The 20,680-nt window shown below is 61.2% G+C and carries 13 protein-coding genes and 1 other RNA gene; 5 read left to right on the top strand and 9 right to left on the bottom strand.

Translation table 11 applies throughout. The annotated features are described in order from the left end of the window. Positions 1 to 119 precede the first annotated feature (119 nt). The 8 genes from DK870_RS15475 to DK870_RS15440 all read right to left on the bottom strand — a co-directional run bounded on the left by DK870_RS15475 (position 120) and on the right by DK870_RS15440 (position 12,016). A complete protein-coding gene (locus DK870_RS15475) occupies positions 120 to 2,081 on the bottom strand; it encodes an AAA family ATPase (RefSeq protein ID WP_161549069.1) in 1,962 nt (653 codons plus the stop codon). Between the two features lie 23 nt (positions 2,082 to 2,104). Then, positions 2,105 to 2,566: a hypothetical protein gene (locus tag DK870_RS15470; RefSeq protein ID WP_218580531.1), complete on the bottom strand. Its 462-nt coding sequence runs from the start codon at positions 2,564 to 2,566 to the stop codon at positions 2,105 to 2,107. A gap of 102 nt (positions 2,567 to 2,668) precedes the next feature. Next, an RNA gene (ffs, locus tag DK870_RS15465) (signal recognition particle sRNA small type) lies at positions 2,669 to 2,765 on the bottom strand. A 144-nt stretch (positions 2,766 to 2,909) separates the two neighbouring features. After that, positions 2,910 to 4,076, bottom strand: coding sequence for a putative zinc-binding metallopeptidase (locus tag DK870_RS15460; RefSeq protein WP_161549068.1), 1,167 nt, complete (start codon positions 4,074 to 4,076; stop codon positions 2,910 to 2,912). 218 nt (positions 4,077 to 4,294) lie between these two features. Beyond that, the gene (ligA, locus tag DK870_RS15455; protein ID WP_161549067.1) at positions 4,295 to 6,652 is read right to left on the bottom strand and encodes an NAD-dependent DNA ligase LigA; all 2,358 of its coding nucleotides are present in this window, start codon (positions 6,650 to 6,652) and stop codon (positions 4,295 to 4,297) included. Positions 6,653 to 6,739: 87 nt separating this feature from the next. Beyond that, positions 6,740 to 7,606 carry a cell division protein ZipA gene (gene zipA / locus DK870_RS15450; RefSeq protein WP_090369351.1) on the bottom strand — a complete coding sequence of 289 codons (867 nt, stop codon included), beginning with the start codon at positions 7,604 to 7,606 and terminating at the stop codon, positions 6,740 to 6,742. 259 nt (positions 7,607 to 7,865) lie between these two features. After that, positions 7,866 to 11,354 (bottom strand): chromosome segregation protein SMC, encoded by a 3,489-nt coding sequence (gene smc / locus DK870_RS15445; protein ID WP_161549066.1) that lies wholly within the window; start codon positions 11,352 to 11,354, stop codon positions 7,866 to 7,868. 2 nt (positions 11,355 to 11,356) lie between these two features. Next, positions 11,357 to 12,016, bottom strand: coding sequence for a GntR family transcriptional regulator (locus DK870_RS15440; protein ID WP_161549065.1), 660 nt, complete (start codon positions 12,014 to 12,016; stop codon positions 11,357 to 11,359). A 280-nt stretch (positions 12,017 to 12,296) separates the two neighbouring features. Between DK870_RS15440 and xdhA the strand changes: the two genes are divergently transcribed. The 4 genes from xdhA (at position 12,297) to guaD (ending at position 18,415) form a co-directional block, all read left to right on the top strand. Beyond that, the gene (xdhA, locus tag DK870_RS15435; RefSeq protein WP_161549064.1) at positions 12,297 to 13,745 is read left to right on the top strand and encodes a xanthine dehydrogenase small subunit; all 1,449 of its coding nucleotides are present in this window, start codon (positions 12,297 to 12,299) and stop codon (positions 13,743 to 13,745) included. Next, on the top strand, positions 13,738 to 16,125 hold the full coding sequence (xdhB, locus tag DK870_RS15430) for a xanthine dehydrogenase molybdopterin binding subunit (RefSeq protein ID WP_161549063.1): 2,388 nt from the start codon (positions 13,738 to 13,740) through the stop codon (positions 16,123 to 16,125). Before xdhA ends, xdhB begins: the two co-directional genes overlap by 8 nt. A 120-nt stretch (positions 16,126 to 16,245) precedes the next feature. Further along, entirely contained in the window at positions 16,246 to 17,103 is an 858-nt protein-coding gene (xdhC, locus tag DK870_RS15425) for a xanthine dehydrogenase accessory protein XdhC (RefSeq protein ID WP_104994496.1), read from the top strand. A 7-nt stretch (positions 17,104 to 17,110) separates the two neighbouring features. Then, positions 17,111 to 18,415, top strand: coding sequence for a guanine deaminase (gene guaD / locus DK870_RS15420; protein ID WP_161549062.1), 1,305 nt, complete (start codon positions 17,111 to 17,113; stop codon positions 18,413 to 18,415). 60 nt (positions 18,416 to 18,475) lie between these two features. Here the strand turns inward: guaD and DK870_RS15415 are convergent, their stop codons facing one another. Then, positions 18,476 to 19,240, bottom strand: a complete 765-nt coding sequence (locus tag DK870_RS15415; protein WP_060756181.1) for a GntR family transcriptional regulator — start codon at positions 19,238 to 19,240, stop codon at positions 18,476 to 18,478. A gap of 234 nt (positions 19,241 to 19,474) precedes the next feature. Between DK870_RS15415 and DK870_RS15410 the strand changes: the two genes are divergently transcribed. Beyond that, complete coding sequence (locus DK870_RS15410) at positions 19,475 to 20,668, top strand: benzoate/H(+) symporter BenE family transporter (protein WP_161549061.1); 1,194 nt, start codon at positions 19,475 to 19,477, stop codon at positions 20,666 to 20,668. Positions 20,669 to 20,680: the final 12 nt, after the last annotated feature.

The raw sequence follows: 20,680 nt of genomic DNA, 5'->3' as shown, positions 1-20,680 counted from the left end.
CAATATCAAGTCCATACCCTTGTCATATTCTGAAACAAGCGGCTGGCGAAAACTAACAAGGCGGTTTTAGGTTGTCCAGAGGCGGATTGGAAAGTTGTGAATCAGCCACACTTAATCCGTCAGCAACCATGGCTCTCGCGAAACTTCTGGCCGCTGTGGTAATCGATCCATTCGACCACATCGTAGGGCAGGTAAAGCTGCGACCTGGCCCGGGAAATCGCTATATAGACCTCGCAGAGGCGCTGGTCGAACGCGTAGGCATCCTTGAACGGGACGTTGGTCAGCAATTCGGGGGTCAGCAGCACCCGTTCGAATTCCATCCCGCCCGCTTCGAGCGCCCGCATCAACAGGCAACGTGTGCCGGGACCGCCGCCAAGACGATTCAAACGCGTGACATCCGCGACATTGAAGCCTTTTTCCAGCTCGCCCTCGACCCACCGGAACGACTCATCGAACTGGTTGGCCTCACGCACCTGCTGCCAGTCGCCCATATCGGCGAAATAAGCGTGCGCGCCTTTTTCGTTGTGTTCGTCACTGTAGAAGTCCGGTTTGAACAAACCGATGACGCTGATCATGAAGCGTTCCAGATCCTGCTGCGCCGCGTTGCTCGGCAAACCGAAGGGGCAGTTGGCCTGGTGCAACTGGATCGCCCACTTCATGGTGTCCCAATAGGATGCGGTCAACACCACACAGCCTTCCGGCGGCACGAAACCTTGCGGGTAGTGCTCGATGCCGACGTCGGCATCGCGTGCGCCCTCAAAAGGCGTCTTGCACTTTTGCGAGTGCACGCTGATCAACGGGTTGACCAGACGCTCGACGTTGCGCCCCGAACGTACGGAGTAGCTGATGTCGCTTTGCCGGACCTCGCGCTTTCGCCTCACCATCACGCCACTGGCCGATTGGTATTCATCGCCGAGGGTAATCAGCACCTGACGACCACGTTCAATGATCTGCAGCAACGACGCCGGTATGTCCTGGCTTTCATCGATCAGTACATGGGTGTAACGGGGCGGCACCACACAACCGGCGAGGCTGGCGCGCTTGATCAGCAACAAGGTGGCGAAACCGGTCTGGCTGGCCCATTGCGGGTTGCTTTCCAGGTAGGTCCACACACGGCTTGAATATTCCAGCAGCACCTGTGCATCCATGCCGCTCAGCGCTTGCTTGAAATGCGGGAAGTGCCGGGCCGACAGGCTGTGATGAGCGGTGTGGCAATAGTTTTCCAGCACCTTGAGGCAGACATCCACGGTCGCCTGGCCGTCATGCCCGCGCCAACCGTAGATGTCCAGTGCCTGGGCCACCGCCTGCCGGGTGGGTAACCTGGTCGATGTATTCGCCACGGGCGGTCGTGGGCCGTGCAACAACGCCTTGGCGAAAGCGGCAAAAGTGGAACCGGCCTTGCTGTCGCGGGGCAACCCCATGCGCTCGCGCAGCGTTGCCAGCTTTGCCCCCGTGCGCGCCAGTATCAACGTCTGAGCAGGGCGCAGGCACTCGATCAGGGCACCCAGCAGATGGCTCTTGCCGACGCCGGCATAACCTTGAACGTGCAGGTCTTCATTGAGATTGGCGCGAAACGTGCGCACCAGTTTGTCCTGGGCCGGGCTTAGCCAACGTTCACGATGCCGGGGCGTAATCATCTGCTGGCTGAACGGATCATTGCCGCGCAGGTGACGGACCTTGTAGTCCATATCCCATTGGCCGCTGGGCAGCAGGTAATCTCGCGCCTGGACTTCTTCAACCGACAACAGGCGCAGGTTGATGCTTTTGAGCGCGTTGCAGCCAAAGTACAGTTTGCGCGGGTCGAACAACCGCTGTGCTTCGGACAGCAATGTGGCTGCGCCCTCTGCCTGTGTGTCCACCGCCCAGCCGATCAACTTGGCCAGGATGCGCTCGGCGCCCGTACAGGTCAGGTCTTTTTGCGTGGCCTGGGCCAGGTTCTGGATGACCAGCACCGCCGCCAGCTCCGGGTCCGTCAGGCCGAGCAGCGCCCTGGCGCCCTCGGCCCCCAGCAAGGCGGCGCAGGTTTCGTCAGTGACCGGCAGGAACACCGGGCTGGATAAATCAAAATGTTCCGGTTGCATACTTCCTCACAGCGTCGCTGGCGTCAGGCTTCGCCGGGTTCAACCTGAACACCCAGCTCAAAGCGATACTCGCCCAGAGATCCCGCCATGCCTCCGGGATACCGCCCCGCTGCACCGGCTGTATTGATCTGCTGCTGCAGTTCGAAAACCGCCATCTCGAACAACCTGCGCAAATCCTCGGTGCTCTGCGCGGCCACATTCAATTGCAGGGTGTACGCGCCGCTCAGTACGGGCGGCGTCGGCTCGGCGGCGGGAGTCGCCTGCGCGACCTGGATCATCTCGGCCTGGCTCAGGATTTCAGCGTGCTCGTCATCCATAAGGTCCAGCACCTTGGATAATTCCAGGGTCTGTTCCGGATGCGATTGAATACGGTCCTTGATTTCCAGGCGCCGCATCTGCCACTCGCGCAATTTTTCGCGAGTGAGGTCGTCGACTTTTTCCACGGGTACTGTCTCCAAATGCCAGGCACTGGAGTATGCCGCCATGGACTGCTCGATGGCAGATGACGTGAAAGCATTTTTTGAATTGAATTGAATTTGATGCGGTGCTGCCCGAAGGCATTAGGAGAAAGAGCGTTATGGAGGCAACCCCACCAGCCACACCCCGGCACACAATGTTCCCGCTGTGGCTGCTCCCTTCCGGGCCTGACCAGGTTAACGGGTAATCGTTGCGGGGGGACCGATGGGGTCACCATAACGACGCCTGCCTCTCGGCAAGCCGCGCCATTGTACCGATCTCATCGGAAGTTACAACTGTTGGTTCCCGATTAAAAATATTAAGGGCTTCAAGTACTTGCCCTAGCCACCAGCCTCCTCCCCGATTGGCTGATCATTGTGCCTGCAACACCTCATCCGCCCGGCCGCCCTCCTCCTGAATCACCAGATGGATAAAGTGCAGCTTGGCGATCACCGCCGGCGGCAACACAAAGGGATAGAAATCCGGCTGGCCCATGCTGCGCGACAGCTCGTTGAGCATGCCGGCCAGTTCGATCCAGGCGTTGACGAACGCCAGGAACGCCGGTCCGCCAGGGTGTTCGGGGTCGTAGAGGGTGGTGAGCGGGAATGGCTGGTAATCCAGTTCCATCTCACGCGCGCGCATGCCGAAGCCGAGGGCGGTGTCGACAGCGTCCATCATGTGCAGATAGTGCGCCCAGGTTTCCGCCCAATCTTCCCAGGGGTGCATGGTGGCGTAGGCGCTGACACAGGTGAGCTGCCAGTCCGGGCGCGGCCCATTCTGGTAGTGCTGGTCGAGGGCTTCGGCATAACTGGCGCGTTCGTCGCCGAACAGTTGGCGGAAGGCTGGCAACCAATGGGAATTGGCAATCAGGCGCTCCCAGTAGTAATGGCCGACTTCATGGCGAAAATGGCCCAGCAGGGTGCGATAAGGCTCGCGCATCTGTACCCGGACTTGTTCGCGGTGGGCATCGTCGGCCTCCTTGATGTCGAGGGTGATCAAGCCGTTGGCGTGGCCGGTCATGGGCGCGTTGCCTTCGAGGTCGATGCCGATGAAATCGAAGGCCAGGCCGGTGTCTTCATCGACGCTTTTGGGCACGACTTGCAGGCCCAGGCTGATCAATTGCGCCACCAGGCGCCGCTTGGCGGTTTCCACTTTGCGCCAGCGCTCGGGGTTTTCCGCAACCGAAAGATCGGGGATGGTGCGGTTCAGGCTGCAAGCCACGCACAGCGGCGCGGTGCTGTGGGCCGTGATCAACCAGTTGCAGGCGGCGGGGGTATCGAGGTTGGCACAGCGGCGGAAGGCGCCGGCGTCGGGATGGCCATCCTGTAGCCACGTGCCCTCCACGGGGCCGGGTTGCAGCGAAGCTAGGCGACTTTGCCGGGGTTCATAACCCAGCAGCGCCTGGCAGGCCAGGCATTGGCTGTTGCGAAAGAACAATGACTGACCGCAACGGCACTGCCACACCTTGCTATCGCGAGACGTATTGGCCACGAAGGGCGCCGCAATGCGTGAACTGAGTTGCTCGAAGTAGCGGAACATGGCGATCTCTCCCTGGGTGACTGAGACTAGATCATTTGCGGGTTGAGATCGTTCCACTTTCCTACACTGTCGCCTGTAGTGAGCGGGCTTGCCCCGCGCTGGGTGGCGCAGCCGCCCCAACAGGGACGCCGCGGTGTTGCAGAAAGACCGAGGTGCCTAGGTTTAGGGCGGCTGCGCCGCCCAGCGCGGGGCAAGCCCGCTCACTACAAGCCACGTTTTCAGACTGAGATGTTGTGCTTGGCCAGGAAGGCAACGAAGGCTGCCTCATCCAGCACTTTCAAGCCCAACTCACTGGCTTTGGCCAATTTCGAACCGGCGCCTGGCCCCGCGACCACGCAGTGGGTTTTCGCCGAAACGGACCCTGCAACCTTGGCGCCAAGGCTTTCGAGCTTGTCCTTGGCCACATCGCGGCTCATCAGCTCCAGGGAGCCCGTCAGCACCCAGGTATGGCCGGCTTCCGGCAAGCCTTCGATGACCTTCTTCTCGCTCTGCCAGTGCATGCCGAAGTCCTTGAGCTGCTGCTCAATGGCCAGGGCATGCGTGGCGTTGCCTGCGTTATCGAAGAAATCACGCACCGCCTTGGCTTGCTTCTCGGGCAGTGCCTGGCGCATATCCAGCCAGTCGGCCTTGATCACGCCCTCAAGGGTGCCGAATTTGTCCGCCAGTTTCTGCGCCGCCCCCGGGCCGACGCTCGGCACGTGAAGTTTGTCGAGCAGACCGCCCAAGGTCGTGCTGGCCGCGAATTCAGCGCTCAGCTCGCCCTGATCCTGCAATTGCAGGCCGCACTCCTGGGGTGACAGCAGCGCGCCGATCACGTCCTGGTTGTGGCTGTCTTCAAAGAAACTATGGATTTCATGCGCCACCTCCAGGCCGACATCCGGCAGGTACGTCAACACCTCCGGCAAGGCTTTCTGCACCCGCTCCAGGGACGCCAGGGAGCGCGCCAGTACCTTGGCGGTCTCCTCGCCCACGTCGGGAATGCCCAGGGCGTAGATGAAGCGCGCCAAGGTCGGCGTCTTGCTGTTTTCAATGGCCGTGATCAGCTTCTTGCTGGAGATGTCGGCAAAGCCTTCCAGGTCGATGATCTGCTCGTACTTGAGTTTGTAGAGGTCGGCGGGCGAGCCGATGAGTTTTTCATCCACCAGTTGCTCGATGGTCTTGTCGCCCAGGCCATCGATATCCATGGCACGCCGCGAAACAAAATGAATGATCGCCTGCTTGAGCTGCGCCCCACAGGCCAGGCGGCCGACGCAGCGGTACACCGCGCCTTCGCTGACGGTCTCCTTGCCTTTGCTGCGTTTGACCAGTTGCGTGCGTTCCACATGGGAGCCACACACCGGGCAGCTCTCGGGCACCTGCACGGCGCGGGCGTTTTCCGGGCGGCGCTCAAGTACCACCGAAACCACCTGCGGGATCACATCCCCGGCACGACGGATAATCACCGTATCGCCGATCATCAGGCCCAGCCGCGCCACCTCATCCATATTGTGCAAGGTCGCATTGGACACGGTCACACCGGCCACCTTCACCGGTTTCAGGCGCGCCACCGGTGTCACCGCACCGGTGCGACCGACCTGGAATTCCACGTCGAGCAGCTCGGTCAACTCTTCCATGGCCGGGAATTTATGAGCGATGGCCCAGCGCGGTTCGCGGGCGCGGAAGCCCAGCTCACGCTGGGAGGCAATGCTGTTGACCTTGAACACCACACCGTCGATTTCATAGGGCAGGCTGTTACGCCGCTCGCCAATATCGCGGTAGTAATCCAGGCAATCCTGAATGCCCTTGGCTAGCTTCAACTCGCGGCTGATCGGCATGCCCCACTTCTGCAACTGCTGCAGGTTGCCGATATGGGTGTCGCTGATATCGGTGGTCACGCCGTAGCAGCAGAACTCCAGCGGACGGCTGGCGGTGATCTTCGAGTCCAGCTGGCGCAGGCTGCCGGCGGCGGCGTTGCGCGGGTTGGCGAAGGTCTTGCCGCCCACTTCCAGTTGCGATGCGTTGAGACGCTCGAAACCGGCCTTGGACATGAACACTTCGCCGCGCACTTCCAGGGTCGCCGGCCAGCCGCTGCCGTGCAGCTTCAGCGGGATATTGCGCACGGTGCGCACGTTGACGCTGATATCTTCACCAGTGGTGCCATCGCCACGGGTTGCGCCGCGCACCAATTCGCCGTCTTGATAAAGCAGGCTGACCGCCAGGCCATCCAGTTTCGGTTCACAGCTGTACTCCACCGCCGCGCCGCCCCCAAACAGATCGCCCACCGGCAGATCGAGGCCCTCGGTGACCCGGCGATCGAATTCAAGCATGGTGGATTCATCGAACGCGTTGCCCAGGCTGAGCATCGGGATCTCATGCCTGACCTGGGTGAACGCCGACAACGCCGCACTGCCGACCCGCTGCGTCGGTGAATCACGCGTCACCAGTTCCGGATGCTCGGCCTCCAGGGCCTTGAGCTCATGGAACAAGCGGTCGTACTCGGCGTCCGGAATGCTCGGCTCGTCGAGGACGTGGTAGCGGTAGTTGTGCTGATCCAGTTCAGCGCGCAATTCGAGGATACGGGTATGGGCGGCGGTCATGGGTGTTCTCTCATAAAGCAAAAGAGCAGCCGAAGCTGCTCAATATGTTAGTGCACGGATTCTACAGGCAACGCTTAAGATCGGACCTCAGCGCTTCTGTGTCAGGGCGCGACGCTCGAACTCGACGATGCGCTGACGGTAGTGCTCGATGGTCTGGGCCGTCAGGACGCTGCGCTGGTCATCCTTGAGCTCGCCGTTGAGTTCCTGGGACAGCTTGCGCGCCGCAGCCACCATCACGTCGAACGCTTGTTTCGGATGACGAGGGCCTGGCAAACCGAGGAAGAAACTCACCGCCGGAGTGCTGAACAGATCGATGTCGTCCAGATCAAAGGTGCCTGGCTTGACCGCGTTGGCCATGGAAAACAGTACTTCGCCATTACCGGCCATGCTTTCGTGACGATGGAAAATATCCATCTCGCCAAAACGCAGGCCGCTTTCCAGGATGTTCTGCAACAGCGCCGGGCCTTTGAAGCCGGCAGCGTCACGGCAGATCACGCTGATCACCAAGACTTCCTCAGCGGCCGGCTGATCGTTGACCGACTGGCGTGGAGCACTGCTTTTGGTCGCAGTCTCGTCCGGGAAATCGCCGTCACGGCTGCTGAAGCTCGGGCCGTCGTCGACATCGAGGTTCAGGTCGCCCTGATGCGGCTCGGCGACCGCGGCGGCGTTGCGCTTGCCGCGCTTGGAAGATGGCTCGCGGGCTTCACGCACCGGCGCACTCATCGACGGCAGGTCGTGCTCGTCCAGCTGCGGCTCTTTATGGGTATCCAGCACACGGGGCGGCCCCAGCAGCTCGGCGTTGCCGTCGTCGTCAGGCAAATTGGACAGATTGCGGTCCAGACGGAACTTGAGCTTGCCCTTGCCACCGCGCATGCGGCGCCAGCCATCAAAAAGAATACCGGCAATGACAATAATGCCGATGACGATCAGCCACTCGCGCAGACCGATTTCCATGTAATCCCGTGCCTCTAATAAAAAATGCTGAAAAATAAGGGGCTTAGCAACGTGCAAACCGCTTTAAAACGTGGCGCCAACTCTATGTTCTGACTGACGTTTTGCCCACGCATACGAAAAATTGACATTAAACTAGCACGACCAAAGATAACTTTACACCGTCTGTCAAAATGCCTTGAACAAATATGTCCATTTGCCACTTTCGCCAGACCGGTAAATCATCCTACGCAGCGCTAAGAATTATCCCTCATGACGAGGTTTAAGATTCCACCATCGCCATTGCTTCTTCCACATCCACGGCCACCAAGCGAGAACACCCGGGTTCGTGCATCGTCACCCCCATCAATTGATCCGCCATTTCCATGGCGATCTTGTTGTGGGTGATATAGATGAACTGCACCGTCTGCGACATCTCTTTAACCAGTCGGGCGTAACGTCCCACGTTAGCGTCATCCAGCGGGGCATCAACCTCATCGAGCATGCAGAACGGCGCCGGATTCAACTTGAAGATGGCAAACACCAGGGCCAATGCCGTCAGGGCCTTTTCGCCACCGGACAACAAATGGATGGTGCTGTTCTTCTTGCCCGGAGGCCGCGCCATGATCGTCACCCCTGTATCGAGTAGATCTTCGCCCGTCAGTTCCAAGTAAGCGCTGCCACCACCGAAAACTTTCGGGAATAAGGCCTGTAAACCGCCATTAATCTGATCAAAGGTATCTTTGAAGCGGTTGCGGGTTTCCTTGTCGATCTTGCGGATCACGTTTTCCAGCGTGTCCAGGGCCTCGACCAGATCGGCATCCTGGGCATCCAGATAACGTTTACGCTCGGACTGCTGCTGATACTCATCGATGGCCGCGAGGTTGATCGCACCGAGCCTTTGAATACGTGCGGCAATGCGCTCGAGTTCTTCTTCGGCGTCTTTTTCGTTGGCCTGGGCGTCCAGGGTGCTGAGCACGCCGTGCAGGTCGTAGCCATCTTCCAATAGTTGATCTTGCAGAGCCTTGCGGCGCACGGTCAGGGCTTGCCATTCCATGCGCTGCTGTTCGAGCTGGCTGCGGATCAGCTGGGATTGCTGCTCGGCCTGGGTCCGACGTTTTTCCGCATCGCGCAGCTCGCGGTCGGCGTCCTCCAGGGCGATCTGGGCGGTCTTGAGTTCTTCGTCGACGCTCATGCGCTTGTCGAGCAACTCTTCGAGCTTGAGCCGCAACTCTTCCAGCGGGGCTTCGCCCTCCTCCAGGTTGAGGCTCAGTTGCTCGCGTTTCTCGGTCAGCCGTTCGGACTGCATCTCCAGGCGCTCAAGGGCCTGGCGCGTGGCATCGTGCTGGGTACGCAAGGAGCCGAGGCGAACCGCCAATTGGTGCGCGTGGTCCTTGTGCTGCCGCGCTTCCTGGCGCACGCGGTCGAGGCGTTCGCGCAGGCTGTCGCGCTGGGCCAGCAGCAGTTCGCGCTGCTCGGTGTCGAGTGCCATGCTGTCGAGCGCCTCCTGCAATTGCAGGCGCGCTTCGCCGATCTGCTCGTGCTCCAGGGCACGCTGCTCGCCGATCTCGGCCACTTCTTCGTCAAGGCGGGTGCGGCGCAGGGTCAGCTGTTCCGCCTTGGCTTTGCTCGCCGAGAGCTGGGCTTTCAACTCGCCTTGCTGGCGCGCTTCATCCTGCAACAGGCGGCGTAAATGTTCGCGGCCGGTCTCCTGTTGGCGCTGGGTGGCGCGCAGGGTTTGCAATTCGGTTTCCAGGCTTTCCAGGGTGGCTTCGCGCTCTTCACGCTCGGCGATCAGGTTGACGATCTCCTGACCACGGGCCAGAACGCCGCTCTGCGCTTCACTGGCGCGGCGCACGCGCAGGAAGTGGCGACCGACCCAGTAACCGTCGCGACTGATCAGGCTTTCGCCGGCCGCCAACTGACCACGCAAGGCAAGGGCCTGCTCCAGGGAGTCCACCGGTTTGACCTGGCCCAGCCAGGGCGCCAGATCAATCGCCGCCTCGACCTTGTCCAGCAAACTGCCCGGCACACGCACGCCATCGGCTGCCGGGCTGAGCAAACGCAGATCGCCCTGGGCGAAACCGGCCAGGTCGAAGCCGCCGAAATCATCGACCAGTACGGCTTGCAGGTCGGCGCCGAGCACGGTTTCCACCGCCAGCTCCCAACCGGCTTCAACCTTCAAGCCTTCAGCCAGGCGCGGGCGCTCGGCCAGATGTTGCTCGCGCAGCCACTCGGCAGTACCGGTGCCCGGATCCAGCGCGGCTTGCTGCAGCGCTTCAAGGGATGCCAGGCGACCGTTGAGCCGCTGTAGATCGCCCTGTGCCTGCTGCTGGGCCTGGGTTGCCTGTTGCAGTTGCTGGCGCAGTTGCTCCAGGCGCTCCACCTGTTGTTCTTCGCTGGCCTCCAGCTCTTCCAGGGTCATTTCGCTTTCAGCCAGTTGCTCGCTGAGCTCCATGATCGCCGCGTCTTCCGGGTCGGCGGCGAGCAAGGCGCGCTCTTCCTGCATCCGGCGCTGGCGCTCGGCAAGGCGCTCCATACTGGCTTCCAGTTGCTGGATGCGTGACTGCTGGACCTCGGCCTGGCGGCGCGGCTCGGCGGACTTCAGGTTGAACGCATCCCACTGTTCCTGCCAGCCATGCATGGTGGTTTCGGACTCTTCCAGGGCCGCGGCAGCTTCTTCGGCGGCGGCGCTGGTGATTTCCTGCTCGGGGGTGAGCATGTCCAGCTCTTCGCCGAGGGTCAGCAGCAAGGTACGGTCATGTCCCAGGTGCGATTCGGTCTCCAGGCGCGCCCGTTCGGCTTCCTTCAGGTCGTCCTGCAATTGGCGCAGACGCTGCTGGCCATGCTGGATGCTCTGCTCGACGCGGGCGATATCACCGCCCACCGAATAAAACCGGCCTTGCACCAGATTGAAGCGCTCGGAAAGATCATGGTGCCCGTCACGCAGGCGTTCGATGCTGGCGTCGGCGTTACGCTGTTCGGCCACCAGGGCTTCGAAGCTGATCTCCTGGGTGCCGATGATCGCTTCGCGCTGGCCGACCTGGTCATTCAACGCCTGCCAACGCAGGGCCGAGAGTTGCGCCTTGAGCTGGCGCTCCTCGCCCTTGTATTCCTGATACTTCTCGGCGGCCTGGGCCTGGCGGTGCAGGCGCTCCAACTGGCGCTCCAGCTCTTCGCGCAGGTCGGTCAGGCGGGCGAGGTTTTCATGGGTGCGGCGGATACGGTTTTCGGTCTCGCGGCGGCGCTCCTTGTACTTGGAGATGCCGGCAGCTTCCTCGATAAAGTTACGCAAGTCTTCAGGCTTGGCTTCGATCAGCTTGGAGATCATGCCCTGTTCGATGATCGAGTAGCTGCGCGGGCCCAGGCCCGTGCCGAGGAAGATATCGGTAATGTCGCGGCGCCGGCATTTGGTGCCGTTGAGGAAGTAACTGTTCTGGCTGTCGCGGGTCACTTTGCGGCGGATGGAGATTTCCGCATAGGCCGCATACTCGCCGATCAGGGTGCCGTCGGAGTTGTCGAACACCAGCTCGATACTGGCCTGGCTCACCGGCTTGCGGCTGGTGGAGCCATTGAAGATGACGTCGGTCATCGACTCGCCGCGCAAGTTCTTCGCGGAGCTCTCGCCCATCACCCAACGGACGGCGTCGATGATGTTCGACTTGCCGCAACCATTGGGCCCGACCACCGCCGCCATATTACTGGGGAAGTTCACCGTGGTCGGGTCGACGAAGGATTTGAACCCCGCCAACTTGATGCACTTGAGCCGCACGCTTAGGCGTCCGCCAACGCAGCGATCACCAGCGAGCTGCTGCGCTGGCAGTAGGCCGACAACACCAGGCGAATCTGTACCAGATCACGCGCCAGCACTGCGGCGAGCAATTGCTCGAACAGCACCAGGTATTCACTCATGGACGCCTTGCGCTGATCCAGGGCCAGGTAATACGCACGGTTCATCGCCGGTTGCAGGTTTTCGACGGTTTCCTGCAGGTACGGGTTGTTCGCAAACGGGTACGCGGCACGCATCACATTAAAGCTTTCTTCGACGAAGGCGCGGATGTCCCCCCGCGCATAACTGCCCTCCAGGCGTTGCTGGATTTGCAGGAATGGCGCCATGTCGGCCTGGGTCTGCCAGCCTTCGGCGACCGCATTGCCGAGCAGGATGTACATTTCGCCCATCAGCGTGCACAGGCTCTGCACCTTGTGCGCGGTGAGTTCGGTGACGTGTGCGCCACGGCGCGGCAGGATCGCGATGAGATGACGGCGTTCGAGGATCAGCAAGGCTTCGCGCACGGAACCACGGCTGACATTGAGCGCCAGCGTGACTTTCTGTTCCTGGATTCGCTCCCCAGGCTTGAGATCGCCGCGAATGATACGTTCGGCGAGGTGGTGAGCAATTTGCTCGGCGAGACTGTCCGGCGCCTTGAACGTCATGTTTTCCCTTCAGAATCTTCTGTCAATACAAGCGCGGCAGTGTAGCGCATTGGCCCATTGATGGCGCTATGTCCACCAAGGCGAATTTGGCATGAAACACGCAAGCCTCAAAGCCCACAAGCCCCGAAAAACACCGGTCCCAGAAGATTGGACCATAATTGAAAGTGTTGTGACCGAAGTTTCTTGACCTTCTGGTCAGAAAATCATTGACCGAAAAGTCAGACATGACTAGATTCGGCGCAAAGCGGTTAACAACAATAATGAGTCTGCGAGGCCTTCCGTGATCCAGTTTTTACTCAACCAGGAACTCCGTAGCGAGCACGCCCTGGACCCCAACCTGACCGTGCTCAACTATTTGCGTGAGCATCTGGGCAAATCCGGTACCAAGGAAGGCTGCGCCAGTGGCGACTGCGGTGCCTGCACCGTGGTGGTCGGCGAACTGCATACCGATGCTCAAGGTGCCGAGCAGATCCGTTATCGCAGCCTCAACTCATGCCTGACCTTTGTTTCGTCACTGCACTGCAAGCAACTGATCAGCGTAGAAGACCTCAAGCACCAAGGCCAACTGCACAGCGTGCAACAGGCCATGGTCGAGTGCCATGGCTCGCAATGCGGCTTTTGCACCCCAGGTTTTGTGATGTCGTTGTTCGCGTTGCAAAAGAACAGCGATGCGCCCGACAGCCAGAAAGCCCATGAAGCCCTGGCCGGCAACCTGTGCCGGTGCACCGGCTACCGCCCGATCCTGGCGGCCGCCGAGCAGGCGTGCTGCAACAAACCTGCGGATCAGTTCGACAGCCGCGAAGCCGAGACCATCGCCCGCCTCAAAGCCATCGCGCCAACGCAAACCGCTGAACTCAACAGCGGCGACAAGCGCTGCCTGGTACCGCTGACCGTGGCTGACCTGGCCGACCTCTACGACGCGTATCCGCAAGCCCGCCTGCTGGCCGGCGGCACCGACCTGGCACTGGAAGTCACCCAGTTCCACCGCACCCTGCCGGTGATGATTTATGTCGGCAACATTGAAGAGATGAAGCGTATCGAGTCGTTCGACGACCGCCTGGAAATCGGCGCGGCCACCGCGTTGTCCGATTGTTATAGCGCGCTGCACCATGAGTACCCGGACTTCGGTGAGTTGCTGCACCGCTTCGCGTCCCTGCAGATCCGCAACCAGGGCACCCTGGGCGGCAATATCGGCAATGCCTCGCCAATCGGCGATTCACCCCCGCTGCTGATCGCACTGGGCGCGCAGATCGTGTTGTGCAAGGGTGAAACCCGCCGCACCCTGGCCTTGGAAGATTACTTCATCGACTACCGCGTCACTGCCCGCCAGGACAGCGAATTCATCGAGAAAATCATCGTGCCCAAGGGCCACACTCTGTTTCGTGCCTATAAGGTGTCCAAGCGCCTGGACGATGACATTTCCGCCGTCTGCGCCGCCTTCAATCTCAAGCTCGACAACGGTGTGATCAGCCAGGCCCGCATCGCGTTCGGCGGCATGGCCGCCACGCCCAAGCGGGCGAAAAGCTGCGAAGCGGTGTTGGTCGGCGCCACCTGGAATGCCGCCACCGTGGAAAAAGCCTGTGCCGCCCTGGCCGAGGATTTCACCCCGCTCTCGGACTTCCGCGCCAGCAAGGAATACCGCCTGCTCAGCGCCCAGAACCTGCTGCGCAAATACTTCATCGAACTGCAAACGCCGCACATCGAGACTCGGGTGACCGCTTATGTCTAACCATCACGCCGTCGTTAAAACCCAGGCCGAACTCGCCGAGCTGTTTGCCCAGGACCTCACCTCCGGGGTTGGCCGCAGCGTCAAGCATGACAGCGCCGCCAAACACGTCAGCGGCGAAGCGCAGTACATCGATGACCGCCTGGAATTCCCCCACCAGTTGCACCTGTACGCGCGCATGTCCGACCGTGCCCACGCCAGGATTCTGAGCATCGACACCGCCCCCTGCTACGCCTTTGACGGTGTGCGTATCGTCATTACTCACGAAGACGTACCGGGCCTCAAAGACATCGGCCCGCTGATGCCCGGCGACCCCCTGCTGGCGATCGATACGGTGCAGTTCGTCGGCCAGGTGGTCCTGGCCGTCGCCGCCCGCGATCTGGAGACCGCCCGCAAGGCGGCGATGGCGGCAATCATCGAATACGAAGACCTGGAGCCGGTGCTGGAGGTGGTCGAAGCGTTTCGCAAACAGCATTTCGTGCTCGACAGCCACACCCATCAACGGGGTGATTCGGCAGGCGCGCTGGCCACTGCGAAAAACCGCCTGCAGGGCACGTTGCATATCGGCGGCCAGGAACACTTCTACCTCGAAACCCAGATCTCATCGGTGATGCCCACCGAAGACGGCGGCATGATCGTCTACTGTTCCACGCAAAACCCCACCGAAGTGCAAAAGCTGGTGGCGGAGGTGTTGGACGTGTCGATGAACAAAATCGTCGTCGACATGCGCCGCATGGGCGGTGGTTTCGGTGGCAAGGAAACCCAGGCCGCCAGCCCGGCGTGCCTGTGCGCGGTGGTCGCGCGCCTGACCGGCCAGCCGACCAAGATGCGCCTGCAGCGTGTGGAAGACATGCTGATGACCGGCAAGCGTCACCCCTTCTACATCGAATACGACGTGGGCTTTGATGACAGTGGCCGCTTGCAGGGCATCAACCTGGAACTGGCGGGGAACTGCGGCTGTTCGCCGGACCTGTCCAACTCGATTGTCGATCGCGCCATGTTCCACGCCGACAACGCCTATTACCTGGGCGATGCCATGGTCAACGGCCACCGCTGCAAGACCAACACTGCCTCCAACACCGCCTATCGCGGCTTCGGCGGCCCGCAAGGCATGGTCGCCATCGAGGAAGTGATGGACGCCATCGCCCGCCACCTGGCGCTGGACCCGCTGGCCGTGCGCAAGGCCAACTACTACGGCAAGACCGAGCGCAACGTCACCCATTACTACCAGACGGTCGAGCACAACATGCTCGAAGAAATGACCGCCGAACTTGAGGCCAGCAGCCAATACGCCGAACGCCGCGAAGCGATCCGGCTGTACAACGCCCACAGCCCGATCCTGAAAAAAGGCCTGGCGCTGACGCCGGTGAAATTCGGCATTTCGTTCACCGCCAGCTTTCTCAACCAGGCCGGTGCGCTGATCCACATCTACACCGACGGCAGCATCCACTTGAACCATGGCGGCACCGAGATGGGCCAGGGCTTGAACACCAAGGTCGCGCAAGTGGTGGCCGAAGTGTTCCAAGTGGATATCGGCCGTGTGCAGATAACCGCCACCAACACCGACAAGGTGCCGAATACCTCACCGACGGCGGCTTCCAGCGGTGCCGACCTGAACGGCAAGGCCGCGCAGAACGCGGCCGAAACCATCAAGCAGCGCCTGGTGGAATTTGCGGCGCGCAAATACGACGTCAGCGAAGCGGATGTGGCCTTCCACAACGGCCATGTGCGGGTGCGCGATCAGATCCTGACCTTCGAGGCGCTGATCCAGCAGGCGTACTTCGCCCAGGTGTCGCTGTCGAGCACCGGGTTCTACAAGACCCCGAAAATCTTCTACGACCGCAGCCAGGCGCGCGGCCGGCCGTTCTACTACTTCGCATTCGGCGCGGCCTGCTGTGAGGTGATCGTCGACACCCTGACCGGCGAATACAAGATGCTGCGCACCGACATCCTTCACGACGTGGGGGCCTCGTTGAACCCGGCTATCGACATCGGCCAGGTGGAAGGCGGCTTTATCCAGGGCATGGGCTGGCTGACCATGGAGGAGCTGGTGTGGAACAACAAGGGTAAATTGATGACCAACAGCCCGGCGAGCTACAAGATCCCGGCGGTGGCCGACATGCCCCTGGACCTGCGGGTGAAGCTGGTGGAAAACCGCAAGAACCCGGAGGACACGGTGTTCCACTCCAAGGCCGTGGGTGAGCCGCCATTTATGCTCGGGATTGCCTCGTGGTGTGCGATCAAGGATGCCGTGGCGAGCCTGGGTGATTATCGCCATCAGCCGAAGATCGATGCGCCGGCGACACCGGAGCGGGTGTTGTGGGGGTGTGAGCAGATGCGGCAGTTGACCACTGCGAAGACGCAGGAGACTGAACTGGCCTGATCGTTCCCACGCTCTGCGTGGGAATGCCGCCCTGGACGCTCGGCGTCCGCTCTTGTGACGCCGAGCGTCACGGTATGCATTCCCACGCAGAGCGTGGGAACGATCTGACTGGAGGTGACTATGAACAACTGGATCAGCGCCCTTGCCGACCTGCAGAACCAGGGTGAACCCTGCGTGCTGGTGACCATCATCGAAGAGCTCGGCTCCACGCCGCGCAATGCCGGTTCCAAGATGGTGATCAGCGCCGCGCAGAGCTTCGACACCATCGGCGGCGGACACCTGGAATACAAGGCCATGCAGATCGCCCGCGACATGCTCGTGCGGGGTCAGCAGAACACTCATCTGGAACGCTTCAGCCTGGGCGCGAGCCTGGGCCAGTGCTGCGGCGGCGTGACGGTGCTGCTGTTCGAACCCATGGGCCAGGTGCAGGCGCAGATCGCGGTGTTCGGCGCCGGCCATGTCGGCCGTGCGCTGGTACCGTTGCTGGCGAGCCTGCCGTGCCGGGTGCGCTGGATCGATTCGCGTGATCAGGAGTTTCCGCAACACATCCCCCAGGGCGTGCGTAAAATCGTCAGCGAAGAGCCGGTGGACGAAATTGCCGACCTGCCGGTGGGTAGTTACTGCATCGTCATGACCCATAACCATGCGCTGGACCTGGAACTGACCGCCGCCCTGCTCAAGCGCAATGACTTTGCGTATTTCGGCCTGATCGGTTCGAAGACCAAACGCGTCAAGTTCGAACACCGCCTGCGTGATCGCGGCTTCGACACCGCACAACTGCAACGCATGCGCTGCCCCATGGGCCTCACCGAGGTCAAGGGCAAGCTGCCGGCAGAGATCGCCATCTCCATCGCCGGTGAAATCATCGCCACCTATAACGCCCATTTCGGCCAGCACACCGCGAGCGCCGAACCCATTGCCAAGCTGCTGCCGGCGTCCCGTCGCAGCCAAGCTTCGACTCCTTTTGCCAAGCATTGAGATGACCATGCCTTTGACTCGCAAAGCCTACCGTGCCGCCCTCCTGCACAGCATCGCCGACCCCGCTGAAGTCGGGATCGAAGCCTCCTATGAGTATTTCGAAGACGGCCTGCTGGTGATCGAAAACGGCAAGATCAGCGCGCTCGGCCATGCCGGGGACCTGCTGCCGACCCTGCCCGCCGATATCGACATCACCCATTACCAGGATGCGCTGATCACTCCCGGCCTGATCGACACTCATATCCACCTGCCGCAGACCGGCATGGTCGGCGCCTATGGCGAGCAGTTGCTGGACTGGCTCAACACCTACACCTTCCCGTGCGAAAGCCAGTTCGCCGACAAGGCGCACGCCGAGGAAGTCGCCGACATTTTCATCAAGGAACTGCTGCGCAACGGCACCACCACCGCATTGGTGTTCGGCAGCGTGCACCCGCAGTCAGTGAATGCGTTCTTTGAAGCAGCCGAAAAGCTCGACCTGCGCATGATCGCCGGCAAAGTGATGATGAACCGCAATGCGCCGGACTACCTCACCGACACCGCCGAATCCGGCTACCAGGAAAGCAAGGCGTTGATCGAACGCTGGCACGGCAAAGGCCGCCTGCACTATGCCGTCACGCCGCGCTTCGCGCCGACCAGCACACCGGAACAATTGGCGCTGGCCGGCCAACTGCTCGGCGAATACCCGGACCTGTACATGCAGACTCACATCAGTGAGAACAAGCAGGAAGTCGAATGGGTGAAGGCGCTGTTCCCAGAGCGCAACGGCTACCTGGACGTGTACGACCACTACAAGCTGCTGGGTGAGCGTTCGGTGTTCGCCCATGGCGTGCATCTGTGCGATGAAGAGTGCGCACGGTTGGCCGAGACCGGCTCGGCGGTGGCGTTCTGCCCGACGTCGAACTTCTTCCTCGGCAGCGGCTTGTTCAACCTGCCGATGGCCGAGAAACACAAGTTGAATGTGGGCCTGGGCACGGACGTGGGCGGCGGCACCAGCTTCTCACTCCTGCAAACCTTGAACGAGGCCTACAAGGTCATGCAGCTGCAGGGGGCGCGGTTGAGCCCGTTTAAATCGCTGTACCTGGCGACCCTGGGTGGCGCGCGCGCACTGCGCCTGGAAGACAAGATCGGCACCTTGCAACCGGGCACCGATGCGGACTTCCTGGTGCTGGACTACAACGCCACGCCACTGCTGAGCTATCGCCTGAAGCAGGCCAATCACATTGCCGAGACGTTGTTTGTGTTGATGACGCTGGGGGATGACCGCACGGTGTTGCAGACGTATGCAGCTGGCCAATTGGTGCACCAACGCTGACTCAACCAACACCCCACAACAGTGTGGGAGGGGGCTCGCCCCTCCCACATTTGATTGGGTTTACAACTTTATGGACGAGCGCCCCGGCTTCTTGGTCTGCAGCAGATGCGAGAACACCGCATGCAGGTCATCCGATGCGCTCTCTTCATCGAGGTTGAGCTTGCTGTCGATGTGATCCATGTGGTGCATCATCAGGTTCACCGCCAGCGTCGCGTCGCGTGCTTCGATCGCATCGATCAGCTGGGTGTGCTCATCATAGGAACAGTGCGAGCGGTTGCCGCTTTCGTACTGGGCGATGATCAATGAGGTCTGGGACACCAGGCTGCGCTGGAAGCTGATCAGCGGTGCATTCTTCGCCGCTTCGGCCAGCTTCAGATGGAATTCACCGGAGAGGCGGATGCCCGCGCCACGGTCGCCACGCGAGAAACTGTCGCGCTCGTCATTGACCATCTGACGCAACTCGGCCAGTTGATCGGCAGTGGCGTGCTGCACCGCCAACTCGGTGATCGCGCGTTCCACCAGACGCCGGGCCAGGAATACCTGGCGCGCCTCTTCCACACTCGGGCTGGCCACCACCGCACCGCGATTGGGCCGCAACAGCACCACGCCTTCATGGGCCAGGCGCGAAAGTGCACGGCGAATGATGGTGCGGCTCACGCCGAAGATCTCGCCCAGTGCTTCTTCACTCAATTTGGTTCCGGGCGCCAGGCGTTGTTCGAGGATCGCCTCGAAGATATGTGCGTAGACGATATCGTCCTGGGTTCCGCTGCGACCGGCCTTGCCGGCACGCGGTTGTTTCTTGAGAGGTTGCAACTGTTCGTTCATGGGCACTCGGGTTTGGAGAACGGCGGCGAATTAACGGTGATACGGCAGCTTCAGGGTAATACGGCAACAACGGGTCGCTGGCAAGTATCACCTAAAAACAACGCACATTGTACACAACCCAGTACGCCAACACACTGTACGGCTGTTTGCGGTGTCGGCTGTATTGCAATGCCTTGTCACGTTTGAGTTTAGGCTTGAATCCGCTATTTCTCCGGTAAAAGGAACACCCCCCACATGTCCAACGCCACCCACGCGCCTTTGCGCCCGCTGGCCGACACTTCCGCGTCCGCCGTCGTCGCAGGCTTTATCGCCATGATGACCGGCTACACCAGCTCCCTGGTGCTGATGTTCCAGGCCGGACAAGCCGCCGGTCTGACCAGCGCACAAATTTCTTCGTGGATCTGGGCGATCTCCATCGGCATGGCGGTGTGCAGCATTGGCCTGTCGCTGCGCTACCGCACACCGATCACCATCGCCTGGTCCACACCCGGCGCGGCGCTGTTGATTACAAGCCTGGGTGGCGTGAGTTACGGCGAGGCCATCGGCGCCTTCATCACGTGCGCCGTGCTGGTGACGATCTGCGGGATGACCGGCAGCTTTGAAAAGCTGGTCAAACGCATTCCCGCATCGTTGGCGGCGGCATTGCTGGCCGGGATTCTGTTCAAGATCGGCAGCGAGATTTTTGTCGCCGCACAGCATCGCACCGGCCTGGTACTGGGGATGTTTTTCACTTATCTGATCATCAAGCGCCTGTCACCGCGCTATGCGGTGCTGGCCGCGCTGATCATCGGCACGCTGCTGTCGGGGTTGATGGGCCTGCTGGACTTCAGCGGTTTTCATCTGGAGGTGGCGGCACCGGTATGGACCACGCCGCACTTCTCGCTGGCGGCGACCATCAGCATCGGTATCCCGCTGTTCGTGGTAGCGATGACTTCACAAAATATGCCCGGCGTTGCCGTGTTGCGAGCCGACGGCTACAACGTGCCCGCCTCGCCGCTGATCACTGCCACCGGCCTGGCCTCGCTGGTGCTGGCGCCCTTCGGCTCCCACGGCATCAACCTGGCGGCGATCAGCGCGGCGATCTGCACGGGCCCCCACGCCCATGAAGACCGCAACAAGCGCTATACCGCCGCGGTCTGGTGCGGTGTGTTCTATGGGATTGCAGGCGTATTCGGCGCCACATTGGCGGCGCTGTTTGCGGCCTTGCCCAAGGAGTTGGTGCTGTCGATTGCCGCCTTGGCGTTGTTTGGCTCGATTATCAATGGCCTGAGTATCGCCATGAATGAACCGAAGGAACGCGAAGCGGCGCTGATCACCTTTATGGTCACCGCGTCAGGCTTTACCTTGTTTTCCATCGGCTCGGCGTTCTGGGGGATTGTGGCAGGGGTATTGACGCTGCTGATTCTGAACTGGCGCACACGCACTTGAGGGCATGGACGG

This window comes from Pseudomonas sp. Q1 (assembly GCF_009935975.1).
GTDB classification, from domain to species: Bacteria; Pseudomonadota; Gammaproteobacteria; order Pseudomonadales; family Pseudomonadaceae; genus Aquipseudomonas; species Aquipseudomonas palleroniana.
The sequence above is the reverse complement of the archived record's forward strand: the minus strand, read 5'-3'. Positions and strand labels throughout refer to the sequence as shown.